General features: G+C 69.1%; 13 protein-coding genes. 7 read left to right on the top strand and 6 right to left on the bottom strand.

Annotated features, from left to right (window positions below; translation table 11 throughout):
- Positions 1 to 41: 41 nt before the first annotated feature.
- On the bottom strand, positions 42 to 641 hold the full coding sequence (locus AC1DP3_RS01340) for a TetR/AcrR family transcriptional regulator (protein ID WP_477290507.1): 600 nt from the start codon (positions 639 to 641) through the stop codon (positions 42 to 44).
- A complete protein-coding gene (locus AC1DP3_RS01335; protein ID WP_477290505.1) occupies positions 641 to 3,289 on the bottom strand; it encodes a PEP/pyruvate-binding domain-containing protein in 2,649 nt (882 codons plus the stop codon). The genes AC1DP3_RS01340 and AC1DP3_RS01335 overlap by 1 nt, the downstream gene beginning before the upstream one ends.
- A gap of 249 nt (positions 3,290 to 3,538) precedes the next feature.
- On the opposite strand from AC1DP3_RS01335, the gene AC1DP3_RS01330 reads away from it, so the two are divergent.
- Entirely contained in the window at positions 3,539 to 5,008 is a 1,470-nt protein-coding gene (locus tag AC1DP3_RS01330; protein WP_477290503.1) for a S8 family peptidase, read from the top strand.
- 129 nt (positions 5,009 to 5,137) lie between these two features.
- Here the strand turns inward: AC1DP3_RS01330 and AC1DP3_RS01325 are convergent, their stop codons facing one another.
- Genes AC1DP3_RS01325 through hisD (AC1DP3_RS01315) form a run of 3 tightly spaced genes read right to left on the bottom strand, consistent with a single transcriptional unit; the run spans position 5,138 to position 7,979 of the window.
- On the bottom strand, positions 5,138 to 5,884 hold the full coding sequence (locus tag AC1DP3_RS01325) for an HpcH/HpaI aldolase family protein (RefSeq protein WP_477290501.1): 747 nt from the start codon (positions 5,882 to 5,884) through the stop codon (positions 5,138 to 5,140).
- Positions 5,881 to 6,639, bottom strand: coding sequence for an SDR family NAD(P)-dependent oxidoreductase (locus AC1DP3_RS01320; protein WP_477290499.1), 759 nt, complete (start codon positions 6,637 to 6,639; stop codon positions 5,881 to 5,883). Before AC1DP3_RS01320 ends, AC1DP3_RS01325 begins: the two co-directional genes overlap by 4 nt.
- Positions 6,636 to 7,979: a histidinol dehydrogenase gene (gene hisD, locus AC1DP3_RS01315; RefSeq protein ID WP_477290497.1), complete on the bottom strand. Its 1,344-nt coding sequence runs from the start codon at positions 7,977 to 7,979 to the stop codon at positions 6,636 to 6,638. The genes AC1DP3_RS01320 and hisD (AC1DP3_RS01315) overlap by 4 nt, the downstream gene beginning before the upstream one ends.
- Positions 7,980 to 8,081: 102 nt before the next feature.
- Here hisD (AC1DP3_RS01315) and AC1DP3_RS01310 point away from each other — a divergent pair, with 102 nt between their 5' ends.
- The 4 genes from AC1DP3_RS01310 (at position 8,082) to AC1DP3_RS01295 (ending at position 12,178) form a co-directional block, all read left to right on the top strand.
- Positions 8,082 to 9,083 (top strand): LacI family DNA-binding transcriptional regulator, encoded by a 1,002-nt coding sequence (locus tag AC1DP3_RS01310; RefSeq protein ID WP_477290495.1) that lies wholly within the window; start codon positions 8,082 to 8,084, stop codon positions 9,081 to 9,083.
- 75 nt (positions 9,084 to 9,158) lie between these two features.
- Entirely contained in the window at positions 9,159 to 10,187 is a 1,029-nt protein-coding gene (locus AC1DP3_RS01305; protein ID WP_477290493.1) for a nuclear transport factor 2 family protein, read from the top strand.
- 30 nt (positions 10,188 to 10,217) lie between these two features.
- Positions 10,218 to 11,366 carry a cupin domain-containing protein gene (locus tag AC1DP3_RS01300; RefSeq protein WP_477290491.1) on the top strand — a complete coding sequence of 383 codons (1,149 nt, stop codon included), beginning with the start codon at positions 10,218 to 10,220 and terminating at the stop codon, positions 11,364 to 11,366.
- A gap of 8 nt (positions 11,367 to 11,374) precedes the next feature.
- A complete protein-coding gene (locus AC1DP3_RS01295) occupies positions 11,375 to 12,178 on the top strand; it encodes a nitrilase-related carbon-nitrogen hydrolase (protein ID WP_477290489.1) in 804 nt (267 codons plus the stop codon).
- Here AC1DP3_RS01295 and AC1DP3_RS01290 read toward each other — a convergent pair.
- The gene (locus AC1DP3_RS01290; protein WP_477290487.1) at positions 12,172 to 13,107 is read right to left on the bottom strand and encodes a LysR family transcriptional regulator; all 936 of its coding nucleotides are present in this window, start codon (positions 13,105 to 13,107) and stop codon (positions 12,172 to 12,174) included. The genes AC1DP3_RS01295 and AC1DP3_RS01290 overlap by 7 nt on opposite strands.
- A 77-nt stretch (positions 13,108 to 13,184) precedes the next feature.
- Here AC1DP3_RS01290 and hisD (AC1DP3_RS01285) point away from each other — a divergent pair, with 77 nt between their 5' ends.
- Together hisD (AC1DP3_RS01285) and AC1DP3_RS01280 are read left to right on the top strand one after the other, a co-directional pair.
- Entirely contained in the window at positions 13,185 to 14,498 is a 1,314-nt protein-coding gene (gene hisD, locus AC1DP3_RS01285; protein ID WP_477290485.1) for a histidinol dehydrogenase, read from the top strand.
- A gap of 103 nt (positions 14,499 to 14,601) precedes the next feature.
- The gene (locus AC1DP3_RS01280) at positions 14,602 to 15,042 is read left to right on the top strand and encodes a VOC family protein (protein ID WP_477290483.1); all 441 of its coding nucleotides are present in this window, start codon (positions 14,602 to 14,604) and stop codon (positions 15,040 to 15,042) included.

The following is a 15,042-nucleotide window of genomic DNA, read 5'->3' as shown; positions in this document are numbered from 1 at the left end:
ATGAGTGCACCGCCCGGCTGATGCGGGGAGGGGACGGCTCATCAGCGGATGGAGCCGGTGAGGTAGCGCTGCACCGTCGGGGCCACGGCGGCCACCACCGTCTCCGCATCAGCGGAGGCCAACGGCTCCACCCGGACGATGTACCGGGCCATGACCAGGCCGACGATCTGACTTCCGATCAGACTCGCGCGAAGCTCCCGATCCGGCGCCTCCATCACGGCAGCGATCCGCCCGAGGACTTGGCTGCTGATGAATTCCCGCAGCATCCGGTTGGACTCTGCGTGCGTGACGGCCGATCGGACGAGGATGATCATCGCGCTGGCGTTTCCCGCACGGTCCCACTCGGCGAGGAACTGCCGGAGAAGTCGCTCGCCCACGCCTTCCGGATCACCGGGAAGGAGTGCGGACAGGACTCCTCCCGGATCGAACGGCAGCTCCATTGCGGCGCGGAAGAGCCCTGCCTTGTCGGCGAAGTAGTGGCGCACCATCCTCGCGTCGACACCCGCCTCCCGCGCGATGTGCCGCAGCGTCGCGGCGTCGTAGCCGCGCTCAGTGAAGGTCGCTCGGGCGGCCAGCAGCACCCGAGCGCGGGTGTTCTGGTCGCCCGGGGGTCGCCCTCGTCGCGACGCCGGCGTGGCCATCAGGAAGGGGTCCGGTCGTCAGCGGGGACAGTGCCGGAGGTGAGGGTGACGATCCCGGCGGCTCCATCGACGGTCACCTCGCTGCCCGTGACGATGGCCTCTGTCGCGCGCGGGACCCCGACGACGGCGGGGATCCCGTACTCTCGCGCGACGACCGCACCGTGGCTGTTGGCACCACCCATCTCCATCACGAGTCCGCCCGCCGTGAGGAAGAGCGGGGTCCATCCCGGATCAGTCGAGGGCGCCACCAGGATCTCGCCCGGCTCGAGTCGGGCGCCGACCGGGTCGATGATGACCCGTGCGGCTGCCGTGACCGTTCCCGCCGAGGCCGGCGTGCCGCGGAGACCGCCCGAGGATGCGGTTGCTGAGGGTGAGGCGAGGGCCTCGAGTTCTGTCCCATCCGACAGAAGCACGCGGGGCACGTGTCGGCGGCGCAGCTCGGCGTCGTAGGAGCCCTTTCGCTCGCCGATGGTGACGCGCAGGTCGGCTCCCCCCGCGGCGAGTTTGGTCTCGGCGAAATCGAGGAAGAAGACGTCCTCAGGCTGGGCGATCACTCCGGATTCGGCCAGTTCCACCCCGATCTGTCGCATCGCCGCTCGCGCCCGGCTCATCGCGATGATCACCAGGTACTTGGGCATTTCCCGCATCCCCACCAGTGCCCGCGCCCGCCGGAGGCAGAAGCGGACGGCAGCAGCGCGGAGGCGGCTGCGGTGGCGGGCACGGGCGATCAAGGTGCGCATCATGGCCGTCGCGTCGCGGGCGCCGTCCGAGAAGTGCTGTTCGGGGGAGTCCGCCTGTCGATCCAGGCGCAGATAGCCCGACAGCACGCCGAACAGATGGGTGGGGTCATCCGACCACCGGGGCATGCCGAGATCGATCTCGGCGACGGCACGGTGCCCATAGCGCGTCAGGAACTCCGTCATCGCCTGCTGGAGAACGGTGGGAAGGGTGCCCGAGCGGTAGCTGTCGGCCAGGTCTCGCGCGGTCCGCGTGGTCAGGGCGGATGCCGATGCTTCATCGTCGCGTGCGAGCACCGCGGTGCGCCAGAGTTCGACATCCATCTCGGTGGTGACGTTGTCGGGTGCGCTGCGAAGAACCGCCTGCAGATCGCCCTGTTCGGTCGAGCCCCGAAGCAGCCGGCCGGCGAGCCCGAGCATCGCGAAGCCCACGACGGCCCCCGGCAGGCTGCGCGGTGCGAGCGGCATCGTGTGGAACAGCAGGTCGACGACGCCATCGACTCGCGTCGCGATGTCGCCCCCGGCGGGGATGCTTCGAGCACGGACCTCGGCCTCCAGCCGCCGCACCCGTCGCTGCGCCGCCGCGGGGCTGACGACCGCCTGTCCGATGAGCAGCGGGAGCCGGATTCGGACGGCGAGATGGAGGGCCCCGCGGGCGAAGCGACGCCGAGACCGAGGCAGCACGGAGAACCGCCCGTCGCCGAACAGGCTGCGGACCACGACAGCCGACCGCGCCTCCATCACATCCAGTGCTCTCGGAAGGATCTCCCGCCCGACTGCGGACCTCACGATCGGCGTCGCATCGAGGAAGATCCGGCCGCCGCCGACGGCGAAGGCGGCGGGCCCCTCCTCGATCAGCGGAGGTCGGCGCCCGACGAGGTCGAGGAAACCCGATCCGATCACCCGGAACGCGGCGAGTCCCATGGGTGTGAGCGGACGATGGAGGCCCTGCGCGAGGCTGACGCAGAAGAAGACTCGGGTGTCCTTCATGTGCAGCGGCGCGTCACGCACAGGCAGCGGATAGAGCGTCGTGATCGGCCGGGACTGCGTCAGCCACATGTGTCCGTCGCGATCGATCGCCCACTCGATGTCTTGCGGGCTGCCGAAGGCGGTCTCGACGCGATCGCCGAGCGAGACCAGGGCTCGCACCTGGCCGTCTGTGAGGCTGGGTGATCCCGTCGCGGCCCCACCGCTGAGGCGCCGTTCGAGAATCCGCCCCGTCGCGGTGTCCACCACGAAATGGTCAGGATCGACCGTCCCCGACACCACAGCGTCGCCGAGGCCGAGAGCGGCATCCAGCACGGCTTGCCGCCGACGGCCCGTCACGGGATCGGCGGTGAACAGCACCCCGGCCGACGCGGCATCCACCATCTTCTGCACGACCACGGCGAGAGCAACTCCCCTGCCGTCGATTCCTTGAGCGGCGCGGTATGCGACCGCCCGGTCGGTCCAGAGAGATGACCAGCAGCGGTGCACCGCATCGAGCACGTCATCGATGCCGGCGACGTTGAGGTAGGTGTCCTGCTGGCCGGCGAAGCTCGCGCCGGGGAGGTCCTCCGCCGTCGCGGATGAGCGCACGGCCACCGGCCCGTCGGCACCCGGCTCCAGGCGAGCGTACGCGTCTCGCACGGCCTCGGCGACCGACTGCGGAAACGGGGCGGCGAGCACGGCCGCACGTGCCGCAGCGGCATCCGCAGCGGTACCGTCCTCGACCGCGGTCCCCGCCACCGTGAGCCGGTAGGCCTCGGTGGTGATGCAGAAGCCTCCCGGGACGTCGAAGCCCGCGCGGATCAGCTCCCCGAGGTTCGCGGCCTTACCGCCGACCATCGCGAGGCTGTCCGCCGAGAGCTCTGCCAGATCCATCACCAGCGGGATGCGGGCGTCCGTGGAGTTCTCCCCAGCTCGGTCCATTTCGTGCCCTCGGATCTGTAATTCCACACGTGTGGAATTAGGTTCGCACTCCGGGAACGCGACCGCAAGACCCCTGCCGACCTCGGAACGCGCTCGACAGAAACTCGATGAAAATCGGCGCACCCCGGTTAGAGTGTCGAAACCGGTCGCGTGGCTACATCACCGCCATGCATGTCGCAGTCTGTGGACAGGCCGTTCCGCCGGTCGACCTGGCCGGCGGTGCACCGCTTCGGATCAACGGAGATACGGATGAAGAAAGTCAAGATGATCGGCGCGGTCTCGGCCGCCGCCCTCACCCTCGGGATGATCGGGGTGGGTGTCGTACCCGCGGCATCGGCCTCGGGGCCGGAGTCGAGCTACCTCGTGCTCGCGCCCCAGGGCAAGAGCACCGCCAAGGCGGCGGCGCGAGTCGCAGCCGCGGGTGGCACCGTCGTGGCCACCTATGACCAGATCGGCGTGCTCGTCGCACGGTCCACGAACACCGCGTTCGCCAGTGCGGTCGCGGGCAGCGGGGTCGAATCCGTCGCCTCGACGGATGGCCTCGGCACCACCCTCATCGACGATGAGACAGTCGGGACGGTTGATGCCGCTGCGGTCGGCACCCCCGGCGACCCGACCGGAGAGCCCCTCTGGAGTCGGCAATGGGACATGATGCAGATCGATGTGCCCGCCGCGCAGGCCATCACGACAGGCGACCCCTCAATCGTGGTGGGCGTGCTGGACTCGGGCATCGCCAGCAATCATCCTGACCTCGCGACGCAGATCGCCAAGGATAAGAGCGCGTCCTGCATCGACGGCGTCGTCGACACCAGGGAAGCGGCGTGGAACCCGACGACCTCGGACCATGGCACGCACGTCGCCGGCACCATCGCGGCAGCGATCAACGGCGTCGGCATCGCGGGCATCGCACCCGGCGTGAAGGTCGCCTCGGTGAAGGTCGTCAACGACGACGGGTACATCTATCCGGAGGCCGCGGTCTGCGGCTACCTCTGGGCTGCTGATCACGGCATGCCGATCACGAACAACAGCTACTTCATCGACCCGTGGGAGTTCAACTGCCGCAATGACGAGCGGCAGCGCCCCGTCTGGCAGGCCGTGCAGCGCGCACTCCGCTACTCCGCGGCGAAGGGCACTCTCACGATCGCCTCGGCCGGAAACAGCAACGTCGACCTGCAGCACAAGTTCATCGACTCGACCAGTCCCAATAACGTCCCGGAGGACCAGGTCGAGACCCGCACCATCAACGGCGCGTGCCTCGACCTGCCGGCCGAAGCGCCCGGTGTCGTGACGGTGTCGGCCGTCGGCCCGACGGAGCAGAAGGCCTACTACTCGTCATACGGCCAGGGTGTCGTGGACGTGACGGCTCCCGGTGGCGATGCTCGATTCCGCAATGGTGCAGCGCCCGCTCCCTCGACGGCGGCCGATGCGGTGCTCTCCACGGTCATCAACACCACCACGGGCGCGCCCGGTTACGGCTACAAGCAGGGCACCTCGATGGCTGGCCCGCACGCGGCCGGTGTCGCGGCGCTCGCGCTCTCGGCGCACCCGGGCCTGAAGCCTGGGGCTCTCGCATCGCTGCTCGAGCGCACCGCGACGGCACTGCCCTGCCCGGAGGGCGTGTACGAGCCGGTCGCGGGTTACCCGGCGACCTGCACGGGCGGCCAGCGCAACGGCTTCTACGGAGCCGGCAACGTCAACGCCTACAACGCGGTGAAGTAACAGCCCGAACGCAGTCAAGCGAGGGGCCGGACCTGATGGTCCGGCCCCTCGTCGCTTGCTGACGGCGGCATGCCGGGTCGCCTGAGGCGAGGGTCAGTGGGCGAAGCGGTCCGCCGGGTCGTCGGCGGGTCAGCTCGGCGGCTCGAGCACTTCTTTCAGCACGCGCATGAGCACGTCGGTCAGGTTGTAGACGACGAGCTGCGCGCCCCCCGCGAACGCGGCGGTCGCAGCATCCCGGGTCCCCACGATGTCCATGCGGAGGATGCCCGCCTCGGCGACCGCTCGATTGACGCCCTCCGTCGCCTCGGCGACGGGCGGATCGTCCGGCCCGCTCGCCGCGAAGAGGTCGGAGGGGCCGATCATGATGCCGTCGATTCCCTCGGTCGCGGCGATGTCGGCGACCGCTGCGACGCCGGCCGGTGACTCGATCATGCCGATGACGAGAGTCTCGTCCCGCAGCCGCTCGCGGTGGCGATCGCGATCGATGGTGCCGAACCGGCCGGCGCGGTTGTAGGTGGCGAAGCCGCGCGTGCCGAGGGGCGGGTAATGGCTCGCGCGCACGGTCGCGAGCGCGTCCGCCGCGGAATCGAGGTGCGGGACCAGCACTCCCTGCGCGCCCTGGTCGAGGGCTCGCAGGATCGAGCCCGCGTCGCCCTCGCCCACGCGCACAATGGTTCCGACGCCGTATGCGGCCGCTGTGGCGATGTGCTGGCGCAGGGCCACGCCATCTGCGGGCCCGTGCTCGCAATCTACGACCACGAAGTCGCTGCCGGCGACCGCCGCCATCTCGATGAGCTCCTCGTTGGGCATCCGGAGGAGGACGCCGAGGAGCTTCTCGCCGCCCGTCGCGCGCAGACGCAGGGACGCGATGTTCATGCCACCATTCCCGCCGACAGGTCGACGTCCGCACCGCACAGGCCCGGCATCCCGAGCATGGCGAGGACGGCACGGCCCACCTCCTCCTCGGTGACCATCCGGCCGAGCGCGGAGCGCGAGACGAACACGGCCTCGGCATCGGCGGGTGAGCCGCCCGAGCGCTCGGCCTCGAGCCGGAAATTCCGCTGCATGCGGGCTCCCGCGACGGGGCCGGGGGAGAGCGTGTTGACGCTCACGCCCTTCGGGCCGGCCTCGAAGGCGAGCGTCGAGGTGAGGCCGATCACCGCCATCTTCGAGGCGCAGTAGGGCGTCCGATGGATGAGCGGGCGCTTTCCCGACACCGAGGCGATGTTGACGACGTCGCCGGCGCCCCGCTCGAACATCGCCGGCAGGAAGGCCTTGCAGAGCAGGAACACGCCGCGGACGTTGATGTCGAAGACGTCGTCCCACTCAGCGACCGAGATGTCGACGAGATCGGCGACCGGGCCGGGGACGCCCGCGTTGTTGACGAGGATCGACACCTCGACATCGGTCAGACGCGCACGCAGCTCATCGACGGACGCGGGATCGGCGACATCGCAGGTCTCCCAGCGTGCGCGGTCGCCGAGCGCACCCGCGACCGAGGAGAGCTTCGCCTCGTCGCGCCCCACGAGCACCACCTCGGCGCCCGCGCCATGGAGGACCGCGGCGATCGCAGCCCCGAGACCGCTGCCGCCGCCGGTGATGAGGGCGGTGCGCCCGGCGAGCGAGGTCATCGCGAGAGCGGTGCGGACGGGGCGACCTCGGAGTTGAGGGCCTCATCGATCCAATCGAAGCGGCGCCCGCCGTGACGCCACGCACGGGCGTCTCCCGAGCGAGCGTGGCCTTCGAAGAGCTCGACGCGCGCGGCACGGCCGCAGACCTCGCCCAGGAGAGCGGAGGATGCCGGGTCGACGATCTCCTGGTAGGTCACCGTGCGCAGATACTTGCCCACCCACAGCCCACCCGTGTACCGTGCGGCACCGAGGGTCGGGAGCACATGGTTGGTGCCGATGACTTTGTCGCCATACGACACGCACGTGTTCTCGCCGAGGAAGAGCGCGCCGTAGTCGTGCATCTTCTCGAGTGCCAGGCGCGGCTCGGCAGTGAAGACCTGCACGTGCTCGAACGCGAGTCCGTCGGCGATGGCGTACGCCTCATCGAGGTCGTCGGCGACGATCACCTGGCCCCAGTCGCGCCACGCGGGCTCGGCGTAGTCGCGGGTGGAGAGGTTCGGGAGCAGACGCTCGATGTGCTCGATCACCTGTTGCCCCAGCGCCCGCGAGGTGGTGACGAGGACGGCCGGGGACTCGGGTCCGTGCTCCGCCTGCGAGAGGAGGTCGACCGCCGTGAGGAACGGATCGGCGTGCTCGTCGGCGACGATCAGGATCTCGGTCGGGCCGGCGAAGAGGTCGATGCCGACCTCTCCGAACAGCTGGCGCTTCGCTTCGGCGACGTAGGCGTTGCCTGGACCTGCGATCAGATTGACGGGTGCGATCGTCTCGGTGCCGATCGCCATGGCGGCTACGGCCTGGACGCCGCCGAGGATGTAGATCTCGTCCGCACCGGCGAGCTTCATCGCGGCCACGGTGGCCGCGGGGATCTCACCCCGGATCGGGGGAGTGCATGCGACGACGCGGGGAACCCCCGCCACTTTGGCGGTGATGATCGTCATGTGGGCAGAGGCGGTCAGCGGGTATTTTCCACCCGGGATGTAGGCGCCGGCTGCCTGGACGGGGACGTGCTTCTGCCCGAGGTGCACGCCGGGCAGAGTCTCGACCTCGATGTCGACGAGCGAATCTCGCTGAGCCTGCGCGAACGTGCGCACCTGCTCCTGGACGAAGACGATGTCCTCGATCACCTGGGGGTCGAGCGTGGCCATGATCTCGTCCACAGCCTCGTCATCGAGACGGAACGCGTCGGGCGCCCAATTGTCGAACTGCTGCGCGTAGCGCCGCACCGCGCTGTCGCCGTCCTGACGGATGTCGGCGATGATCCCGCGGACGCGATCCGCGACGTCCTGCTGGGCCGTGTCGCCGAACGATTTGGTCGGTGCGCTCTTCAGGTAGGCAGCCATTGCCATGGGGTCCTTTCGATACATACGTATGTCCAAATTATGCATGCGTGTGCACAACGGGTCAAGGTCGATACACTTCGCGAGGGGAACGAGGGGAGCAATATGGGCGTGACGAGTCGCGACGTAGCGCGCCTGGCAGGCGTGTCGCAGCCGACCGTTTCTCGTGCGCTCCGTGATGACCCACGTGTCTCGGACGAGACCAAGCAGCGGGTGCGCGATGCCGCCGCGCTTCTGAACTACGTGCCGAGCGACGTCGGCAGGGCCCTGTCGTCGGGTCGCACCCACCGCATCGGCCTGCTGGTCACCGACCTCGACAACGAGTTCTACGCCCACATCATCGCCCCGATGCACCGGGAGCTCGAGGGCCGCGGGTACCAGCTCATGCTCCACACCGAGACCGCCGACAACGAGACGGTCGTCGAGCGTCTGCTGGCCAATGGGCTCGACGGCGTCATCCTGGCCACCACGACGCTCGATGCCGTCGCACCGCTGCGGCTGCGCGACCGGGGCATGCCATTCGTCTACTTCAACCGCGTGGCACCGATCGCGGATGCCGATGCCGCCGTGGTCTCGCCCGCCACGGGGCTGTCGCAGGCGGTCGATGAGGCCGTTGCCGAGGGTCACCGCCGGTTCGCCGCGGTGCTGGGTCCGGGCAACACGAGCACGGGGCAGGGCCGAGGCATCGCCCTGCGTCAGGCCCTGGAGGCGCACGGCATTCCGCTCGGCGCCCAGTACGTCCGCAGCGGCCCGTACGACACCGGATCGGGGGACTCGTCGACGACAGCGCTGCTGGCACTCCCTGAACCGCCGACGGTGATCTTCTGCGGAAACGACGTGGTCGCCATGGGTGCGCTCAACGCCGCCAAGCGCGCGGGCCTGGAGATTCCGGGCGATCTCTCGGTGATCGGGTTCGACGACCTTCCGGTCGCCTCGTGGCCGATCATCGAGCTGTCGACCGTCTCGTACGATCTCGCAGGCATGGCGGCTGCGGCTGCCGAGCTCATCACGCGGCGTATCACGGACCCCAGTGCTCCGGTCGTCCGCACGGAGTTCGACAGCAGCTTCGTCCGGCGGAGGACGCTCGGAGCCGCCCCCGTCCGCTGAGCGGGCGGACCTTCCGTCCGCTCGCGGGCTGTTGCGCTGGGTTGTGCATACGCATACACTGCTTCGTATTGCACAATGACCGTGGAATCCGATTCCGGGTCGAACAACCCCAAGGAGCAGCACGTGCCTCTCGACCCGGTGGCCTATCGGCCGTACGCCGACCCGGACGATTTCATCCGTGAGGTGACCGACCTCATCTGGGTGGACCGCTCGATCTCGTTCATCCGTCAGAACTACGAGAACGACTCGATCGTGCACGGCGCCTATGGCACGTCGACCACGCGTGACGAGGTCATCGAGGGCACGCTCATGCGCATCTCAGCGACCCCCGACCGCACCGGCCAGGCTGAGGACGTCATCTGGGAGGCCCGCGGCGAGGACGCGTTCCTGAGCTCGCACCTGGTGCTGTCAGGCGACCTGCGCACCTCACGGCACAGCCGCACGATCGCCAACTGCCTGTACCGGCGCGGGCGGATGGTCGAGGAATGGGTCGTCCGCGACAGCCTCGCCGGCGCACTGGAGCGCGGCGACGACCTCGACGAGCTGGCTCGCGCCCAGGCCTTCCGCGGCTACTCGGGCTCGTGGACGCGCCCGGCGCCCGCCGACCCGATCTCCGTCGGGGATTCGGGAGAGCGTCCGGACGATCACCGGCCCGAGGTGGAGCGGGTGCTCGAGATGATCGAGCGCGTCTGGAACGAGCGTGACCTGCAGAAGGTCGACTCGTACTTCAACCGCGACCTGGTGCTGCTGACCGTCGGCAACCGCGTCATCATCCGGCCCGAGGGCTACCGCCGCGCACTGCTCGGATTCCTCGAGTCGTTCCCCGGCGGTCAGTTCGAGGTGCGCGACATCCAGACCAACTACGACATCCGCTACGCGGGCCTGCGCGTGGCGGTGACCTGGAAGTTCGTCGGGAACTACACAGGCAAGCCCAACTACGGCCCCCTCACCGGCCAGCCCGTCGACGTGCTGGGGATCTCCCAGTTCACCTTCCACAACGGCGCCCTGGTCAAGGAGGTGCGCCTGTGGGACGACATCGCCCTGCGGGCGCAGATCGCCGGCATGCGCGGTGACGAGCCGGTCGGCCCGTCGAACATCTACTGATACCCATCGAGAAAAGGAAGAGAAACCGAAATGAGTGACGTCGTCCTCGACAGGACCGAGATCGATCGTCGGACGATCCGCCGGAGCGACTGGGTGGCCTGCAACTCGGCCTTCATCGACTGCCGGACGCCCGGCTCAGACCAGAAGGAGAACTACGCCTTCATCGGATCCGGTGTGTCTCAGAATCCGGCCCAGGTCGTGAACCTCACCGAGAACCACGGCTTCAACACGGGTGCCGCTGGGATGCCGAACGGCATCTCCAACAATCTGCACCTGCACTTCACCGCCGAGGTGTTCATCAACCTGGGCGGGCAGTTCCGGCTGCGGTGGGGGGTGGACGGCAAGGAGGGCGAGTACGTCAGCACCGATGGCGACATCATCTCGGTGCCGACCTGGATCTTCCGCGGCTTCACCAACGAGGGGCCGGACGACGGCATCCTGTACACGGTGCTCGGTCGCGACGTGACGGGCGGCATCATCTGGGGCCCCTCCGTCCTCAACGAGGCAAAGGGCTACGGACTGTATCTCACGGCCGACAATCGTCTCGTCGACACCGTCGCCGGTGATGAGGTGCCCGAGGACGTGCCGCTCATCACGCCGATGCAGCAGCGCTACATCGACGAGCTCTCGACCTACTCCGTCGAGGAGATGCGCCAGAGGGTGGTTCAGCCGGCCGATCGGAAGTACAGCCGCAATGCACTGCTGTGTGCAAGCTTGCCGGGCGGTGCCGCCGAGCTGGCGCTCGTCATCGGGTACGGCATGAGCGAGGACCGGCGGCAAGTGCCTGCGATCCACGAGCCGCACTCCTTCAACCTCGCATGGGTGCGCGCGGCAGAGGACGAGGGCATCCTGCGCCACCGGCACGACAAGGCGCAGGCGCTGCTGGTGAAGTCGGGCCGCTGGGTCGTGACGCTCAACGGCGATCCCAACGAGACCGTCGAGCTCGGCCCGTCCGACGCGCTGTCAGTCCCCGAGGGCGCCTGGCGGGCCTTCCGCTGCATCGAGGCGGGCGAGGACGGCGCCGGTGAGCTGCTCGTCATCAACGCCGGCGACGATCGGGTCTATCTCGAGTGGGCGCCCGAAGTCGTGGATGCAGCCCGCCACGCCGACTGGATGCTCGACCCCAACGGCTACCTCGCGCCTGTCGGCGTGATGGTGACGGCGACCGAGGACGACTGACACTCCCCTTGTCGCGTCTGCTCGCCGTCGCGGCGGTGTCGCCCGAGATCGGGCTGGGCGACACCGCCGGCAACATCACCCGCTGCGCCGCCTCGATCACCGAGGCGGCGCTCCGCGATGCCCGGCTCATCGTCCTCCCTGAACTCGCGCTCAGCGGCTACGTCTTCCACGATGCCGCCGAGTCCCGAGCCGCCGCCATCACACCCGACGATCCTGTCTGGGGGGAGCTCACCGGCGCGATCCCGGAGGGGGTGGTCGCCGTGGTCGGCTATGCCGAGGCGGCCCGCGAGGGCGTCTACAACACCGCGGCCGTCCTCACCCGCGGCACGCGCATCGGCGACTACCGGAAGTCGCACCTGTGGGGTGCGGAGTCCTCGCTCTTCTCCGCCGGCGGGACGGCGGGCTGGGTCTATGACACTCCGATCGGACGCCTCGGTGTCGCCATCTGCTACGACAACGAGTTTCCCGAGGTGCCGCGCCGCCTCGCGCTCGCGGGCGCCGAGCTGCTCGCCCTTCCGGTCAACTGGCCGCTGGTGGATCGCCCCGCAGGCGAGCGGCCGCCCGAGACGATCCAGGCGATGGCAGCCGCCCGCTCGTCACGGCTGCCGACCGTCATCGCCGACAGGGCGGGTACCGAGCGGGGCGTCGAATGGACCGGCGGCACCGCGGTGATCGACGGCGACGGCTGGATCGCCGCACTCCCGGATGACGACGGATTCGCCGTGGCGCGGCTCACCGTGAGCGATGCCGGCGACAAATCCCTGCCGCCCTTCAACGACCTGTTCGCCGACCGGCGCCCTGATCTCTACTGACCGCCGAGGGCGGGGACGCGGCCAGGGTGCGCCGCGATCGCGGAGAGCAGCGCGTCTTTCGCCAGGGCTGCGAACCGCTGGGTCGCCGGCGACAGCGACACACCCGCGCGCTGCACGAGTGCGATCGTGTCGACGAGGGGCTCGGCGAAGGGCACGAGACGGATCCCGGCCGGAAACGACTCGGATTCCGCAATCGTGCGCGAGACGATCGTGTCGGCCGCGCCGGACGCGACGATGCTGAGCGCCGTCTCGACGTGCTCCACCTCCATGGCGGGCTCGATCGACAGACCGCGCAGCCGCGCCCGCTCGAGCAGCTGGCGCCGGGTCGGATCGCTCCAGCCCGCATAGGCGTCGTAGAGCACGAGCGTCGCGGCGGCGACCTCCTCGATCGTCGCGGGTCCGGCATCCGGGTCCCGCGTCGCCGACGCGTACAGCACTTCGTCTCGGAAGAGCGGCTCGATCGTGAGGCCGGCGTCGTCGATCGGGAGCACGAGCAGGCCGGCCTCGATCTCGTCGCGGGCGATCGAGTCGGCCACCAGGGCGGAGTTGAGGCCCACGAGCCGGACGCGGACGCCCGGGTGGAGGCCGTGGAAGCGCTCGACGAGGTCGGAGAGGTTGTAGTAGGCGGCATTGCGCAGCACTCCGAACGTGCAGGTTCCGGTCTCGAGGGACTGGACGGCACGCACCGCGTGGATGCCGTGGTCGATGGCGCTCACCGCGGACTGGGCGTGCGCACGAAGCGCGAGCGCGGCTTCCGTCGGCACGAGACGGCGTCCGCCGCGTGTGAAGAGCCGCACCTCCAGCTCTCGCTCGAGCCGACCGATCAGCTCGGACACGGACGCCTGAGTGGAGTCGAGGTCGACGGCCGCGGCCGTGAATGACCCGAGCTCGAGAGCGAGCAGGAAGGCGCGCAGCTGCGTGATCGTCACCTCCATAGGGTAACCCGATGGATATCATCGGAAGTGACCGGCTTGTGCCGTGGTCAGACATTTTCTACTGTTCAGGAATGCGTTACAGCAAGCGACTCCTCGAGTCCCTCTCCGGCTCCTACCAGCACCTCAAGACCCCTGGCATCGATGCTCCCGCCGCGCAGCGCGACCCGGCGGTCATCGAGACCGTCTCATCGATGCTCCTGGACATCGACCGGCGGGGCATCGACGCGGTCCGGGAGTACGCGCTGAAGCTCGACCGCCAGGACCGGACCGACTTCGAACTGGATGCGGCGGCCATCGCGTCGAGCGGGAGCCGACTGCCCCACGACCTGCGCGAGGCGATCGAGCTCGGCTCCGACCGCACCCGCGCGTTCGCGCGAGCGCAGCGTGCGAAGCTCGTCGACCTCGAGATGGAGCTGGTGCCGGGTCTGGTGACGGGCGCTCGCTACATTCCCGTGGGGCGCGTCGGGGCATACCTCCCCGCCGGGCGCTTCCCCTTGACCGCGAGTGCCTTCATGACCGTCGGCGTCGCGAAGGAAGCAGGGGTTCCGACCGTGATCGCCTGCTCGCCCCCGCAGCCGAACGGTGCGGCCAACGATGCGGTCGTCTATGCGGCCCACCTCTCGGGTGTCGATCGTGTCTTCGTCCTGGGCGGGGTGCAGGCTCTCGCGGCGATGGCCTACGGACTCCTCGGGGAGGAGCCGGTCGACATGCTCGTCGGCGCGGGCAACGCCTTCGTCGCCGAGGCGAAGCGCCAGCTCTTCGGCACCGTGTCGATCGACCTCCTCGCGGGCCCGTCGGAGGTGGCCGTCATCTCCGATGAGACCGCCGATCCCGAGCTCGTCGCGGCGGACCTGCTCGGCCAGGCGGAGCACGGGCCGAATTCCCCTGCCGCTCTCATCACGACGTCCGAGGAGCACGGCCGCGCCGTGATCGCCGCGGTCGACCGGCAGCTCGAGACACTCGCCACCGAGTCCATCGCCGGGCCCGCGTGGCGCGATTACGGTCTCGTCACAGTGGCGAAGGACCGCGAGGCAGCTGCGACGCTCATGGACGATCTCGCCCCCGAGCACCTCGAGGTGATCACGGCCGATGACGAGTGGTACCACGACCGTCTTCGCAACTACGGCTCGATCTTCCTCGGACCGTGGAGCACGGTCGCGTACTCCGACAAGGGCATGGCAGGCACCAACCACGTCCTCCCCACTGCGGGGGGCGCGAAGCACAGCGCCGGTCTCTCGGTGTCGCGCTTCCTCAAGCCGCTCACCTATCAGCGGATCGCCCGCGAGACCACGCCCCAGCTCGCGCATGCTGTGCAGGTCATCTCGGACTCCGAGGGGATGGCAGCTCACAGCGCGACGGCGACGCTGCGGCTCGAGCGTCTGTAGGGCGCCGCGTGGCAGTACTTGCTATTGACAAGCTCGGTTGCTTTTTGCAAGTATCGGGTCAGCGGGGCAACGGATGCCTCCACTGCATCGACAGGAGCATGAGATGACCAGCCTCTTCGTCAACTTCGCCACGGACGATCTCGAACGGGCCAAGGCGTTCTACATCGCCCTCGGCGCGACCATCAACCCCCACTTCACCGACGAGAACGCGGCGTGCGTCGTCTGGGACGAGAACGTCTACTTCATGGTGCTCACCCGTGCCTATTTCTCCACGTTCACCGACAAGGAGATCATCGACGCGAAGACGCACGCCCAGGTCAGCCTGGCTCTCAGCCGCGACTCCCGCGAAGACGTCGACAAGGCCCTCGAGGCGGGCCTCGCCGCCGGTGGCAGCGAGCCGCGCCCGGTGCAGGACTACGGCTTCATGTACTCGCGTGACCTGGACGACCCGGACGGCAACAGCCTGGGCTTCCTCTACATGGACCCGGTAGCCGCTGAGAAGGGACCCGAGGCCTACATGGCGGAGCAGGGCGCGCAGGCCTGA

This window comes from Microbacterium sp. P5_B6, from assembly GCF_056400345.1.
This window is presented reverse-complemented; position numbering and strand designations above follow the sequence as displayed.

Bases quoted from the DNA above. Each gene is read 5' to 3' on its own strand.
- AC1DP3_RS01340 (WP_477290507.1), bottom strand. From the start codon at position 641: ATGGCCACGCCGGCGTCGCGACGAGGGCGACCCCCGGGCGACCAGAAC.
- AC1DP3_RS01335 (WP_477290505.1), bottom strand. From the start codon at position 3,289: ATGGACCGAGCTGGGGAGAACTCCACGGACGCCCGCATCCCGCTGGTG.
- AC1DP3_RS01330 (WP_477290503.1), top strand. From the start codon at position 3,539: ATGAAGAAAGTCAAGATGATCGGCGCGGTCTCGGCCGCCGCCCTCACC.
- AC1DP3_RS01325 (WP_477290501.1), bottom strand. From the start codon at position 5,884: ATGAACATCGCGTCCCTGCGTCTGCGCGCGACGGGCGGCGAGAAGCTC.
- AC1DP3_RS01320 (WP_477290499.1), bottom strand. From the start codon at position 6,639: ATGACCTCGCTCGCCGGGCGCACCGCCCTCATCACCGGCGGCGGCAGC.
- hisD (WP_477290497.1), bottom strand. From the start codon at position 7,979: ATGGCTGCCTACCTGAAGAGCGCACCGACCAAATCGTTCGGCGACACG.
- AC1DP3_RS01310 (WP_477290495.1), top strand. From the start codon at position 8,082: ATGGGCGTGACGAGTCGCGACGTAGCGCGCCTGGCAGGCGTGTCGCAG.
- AC1DP3_RS01305 (WP_477290493.1), top strand. From the start codon at position 9,159: ATGACCGTGGAATCCGATTCCGGGTCGAACAACCCCAAGGAGCAGCAC.
- AC1DP3_RS01300 (WP_477290491.1), top strand. From the start codon at position 10,218: ATGAGTGACGTCGTCCTCGACAGGACCGAGATCGATCGTCGGACGATC.
- hisD (WP_477290485.1), top strand. From the start codon at position 13,185: ATGCGTTACAGCAAGCGACTCCTCGAGTCCCTCTCCGGCTCCTACCAG.
- AC1DP3_RS01280 (WP_477290483.1), top strand. From the start codon at position 14,602: ATGACCAGCCTCTTCGTCAACTTCGCCACGGACGATCTCGAACGGGCC.